At 68.0% G+C, this 3,037-nt stretch carries 3 protein-coding genes; 1 reads left to right on the top strand and 2 read right to left on the bottom strand.

The features are described 5' to 3' along the window. Positions 1 to 211: 211 nt before the first annotated feature. Both SRAH_RS11510 and SRAH_RS11515 read right to left on the bottom strand, forming a co-directional pair. Positions 212 to 1,021, bottom strand: coding sequence for a pseudouridine synthase (locus SRAH_RS11510; protein ID WP_045477423.1), 810 nt, complete (start codon positions 1,019 to 1,021; stop codon positions 212 to 214). 218 nt (positions 1,022 to 1,239) lie between these two features. After that, on the bottom strand, positions 1,240 to 1,962 hold the full coding sequence (locus SRAH_RS11515) for a Crp/Fnr family transcriptional regulator (RefSeq protein ID WP_029463485.1): 723 nt from the start codon (positions 1,960 to 1,962) through the stop codon (positions 1,240 to 1,242). Between the two features lie 169 nt (positions 1,963 to 2,131). Between SRAH_RS11515 and SRAH_RS11520 the strand changes: the two genes are divergently transcribed. Further along, positions 2,132 to 3,037: AMP-binding protein (locus SRAH_RS11520; RefSeq protein WP_029463486.1), on the top strand; the 906-nt coding region annotated here is incomplete at its 3' end.

Raw genomic sequence — 3,037 nt, forward strand, 5'->3', positions numbered from 1 at the left:
CCCCCCCCGCCGAAAAGAAGCTGCACGGCCAGCACGCCCGCGCGCCCACAGGCTTGGGGCTTGGGCAGGGCTGTTGGCCGATTTTTGGCCGCGCAGCGGACGGCATGAGGCCGGCAGCCCTGCCCAAGCCCCAAGCCTCACCCAAGCCTCACCCAAGCCACCCCAGCCACCCCAGCCACCCAAAAGCCCCCAAGCCCCCCAAGCCAGAAGCTCAAAACCGCTCATGCGGCCCCAAATAGCGCCACTGCCCCAGCGGCAACTGGCCCAGCAGCACGCGCCCGATGCGCACCCGCTTGAGCCCCACCACGTGCAGCCCGACCTGCTCGCACATGCGCCGAATCTGGCGCTTCATGCCCTCTTGCAGCACAAAACGCAACTGCTCCGGGTTCTGCCACTGCACCTGCGCTGGCCTCAGGGTGCGGCCGTCGATTTGCAGACCGTGGCGCAGCCGCGCCAGCGCCGCTTCGGGAAAAACCGCCTGCACGTTTTGCGCCACCACCCCGGCCCCCTGCGGGCCATTCGGGGCCCAGTGCACGCGCACCAGGTATTCCTTCTCCACCTCGGAGTCGGCCCCGATCAGCGCCTTGGCCACCCGGCCGTCTTGCGTCAGCACCAGCAAACCGGTCGAGTCGATGTCCAAACGCCCGGCCGGGGCCAGACCGCGCGTGTGGCTGGCGGCAAAGCGGCGCGGGCTGCGGTCCTCGCGCCAGCGCGTGCCCGGCTGCACCAGCACCGCCGCGCTCTGGTGCCCGTCTTCGGGTAGGCCGCTCACATAGCCCACCGGCTTGTGCAGCACGATGGTTACGCGTTCGTCTTGCTGGCGCTGCGCCTGCGGGTCCACCTCCAGGGCGTCGGCTGGCGCCACCTGCTGCCCCGCTTCGGCCACGGCGCCATTCACGCGCACCCAGCCGCGCGCCACCCACTCATCGGCCTCGCGGCGCGAACACAGCCCCAGCTCGGCCAGCCGCTTGTTGATGCGCACCCGCTCCACAGCGGCATCGGCAGTGGCAGCGGCAGGCAAAGGCCCAGCACCCGTCGGCGCAACAGGCACGCGGGCCGCCGCCTTACGGGCGGGCGCAGGGCCAAGGCCAGGCGCCGGGGCAGAAGCGGAGGCACGGGCTGGAGCACGGGGCACCGAACCGGCCGGGCCACGGGGAGGCAAACGCAAGGTAGGAGGCATGATGGGCCAGATTGTCCCTCAGGCCGCCTTGACGGCACCGCCGCCCACCCGCGCCACCCTCAAATCGGCTCCGTGCCCATGGAATAAGCGCGCAAAGCCGCCAGATCCAGCACCCGCAAGCCACCATAAGTGACTTCGATCAAGCCCTGCTGGTGCAGCGCCGCCAGCGCCAGGTTCACGCGCTGGCGCGACAGCCCCACCAAGTACGCCAGCTCCTGCTGCGTGATGCGCAGCACCTGCCCCACACCCGGAAACAGGCCCGGGTGAAACAGATTGGCCAGGCTGCGCGCCACCCGCACCTCGGGCTCGCTCAGGCGGTCGATCTCGCGCGCGGCGATGAACTGGCCCAGGCGCTCGTTGATCTGGCACATGACGAAGCGGTTAAAGCCGATCGAGTGGTCCAGCAGCCAGTGAAAAGTCTCCACCGGCAGCCCCGCCACCAGGCTTTTGCGCAGCGCCTGCACGTTGTAGCGGTAGCACTCGCGCTTGAGCGCCGTGCCCTCGCCAAACCAGCCCCCGGGGGCCAAACCGGCAAAGGTCATGACCGGGCCCTGGCTGTCATCGTTGCTCATTTTGAGCAAGCCCTCGATCAGGCCAAACCAGAACGTCACCGGACGCCCCACGCGGCAAATCGAATCGCCCGGCAGCGCCAGCGTCACCATCAGCTCGCTGCGCACCCGCAAACGCTCATGCTCGGCCAAGCAAGAAGCCCAAGCGATGGCAGCAAACTCTGCCTCGCTCAAAGCCCGCGCGCGCTGCCGCAGCCCGTCCCGTGAAACCATCGTTGCCTCCAGATCTACCACACCGCCCAGGGAAAGTCCTTACAGGGCTGCCCCCTAGATTGTCATCGCAAGGACAACATGGCGTCAAACCCAAGCGTACAGTGTGCATCGGATTCAACCAAATATGCAGCCCGCTCATGGGCCGGGCCGCTGGCCTTGAGGAGACCACATGCACACCACCTTCCCGCGCTTGCTGCTGGAGCACGCCGCCAAGCGCCCGGCCGCGCCGGCGATGCGCGAAAAAGAATACGGCATCTGGCAGAGCACCGACTGGCGCGGCATGGCCGACCTGGCCAGCCACATCGCTGCCGGCCTGCACCAGTTGGGTCTGCGCCGGGGCGAGCACCTGATCGTCATCGGCTCCAACCGGCCGCGCCTGTACGCCTCCATGCTGGCGGCGCAGGCGCTGGGCGCCGTCCCGGTGCCGCTGTACCAGGATGCGGTGGCGGGCGAGTGCGTGTTCCCGATCAACAACACCGAGGCGCGCTTCGTGGTCGTCGAAGACCAGGAGCAGGTGGACAAGATGCTCGAAATCCGGCCCCAGTGCGCGCTGCTGGAACACATTTTGTTCGACGACCCGCGGGGCCTGCGCAACTACGACGAACCGGGCTTGGCCGGCTTGCAGGAAGTGATCGCCGCCGGGGCCGTGTTCGTGCAGCAGCACCCGGACTTTTTCAAGGACGAAGCCGCCCAGGCCCGCCCAGAGGACGTGGCCGCCATGTTCTACACCTCGGGCACCACCGGCAACCCCAAGGGCGTGGTGCACACCCACGCCTCGCTGCTGGACCGCGCCGCCGCCGGAGCCCGCTTCGACCAGCTCACGGCCCAAGAAGAGGTGCTGGCCTACCTGCCGCCGGCTTGGATCGGGCAAAACATTTTCAGCTACGCCCAGTGGCTGGCCTGCGGCTACGTGGTCAACTGCCCCGAATCGTCGGCCACGGTGACGATCGACCTGAAAGAAATCGGCCCCACCTACTACTTTGCGCCGCCGCGCGTGTTCGAGGGCCTGCTCACCCCCATACGTCAGAATAGTTGTCGCCTCGATAGAACCAAAAACCCTGGGGCGGCGAAGAAG

The organism is Serpentinimonas barnesii, assembly GCF_000696225.1.
Taxonomy (GTDB): Bacteria; Pseudomonadota; Gammaproteobacteria; order Burkholderiales; family Burkholderiaceae_C; genus Serpentinimonas; species Serpentinimonas barnesii.

Excerpts from the sequence above, each read along its gene's own strand:
- SRAH_RS11515 (WP_029463485.1), bottom strand. The coding sequence starts at position 1,962 with ATGGTTTCACGGGACGGGCTGCGGCAGCGCGCGCGGGCTTTGAGCGAG.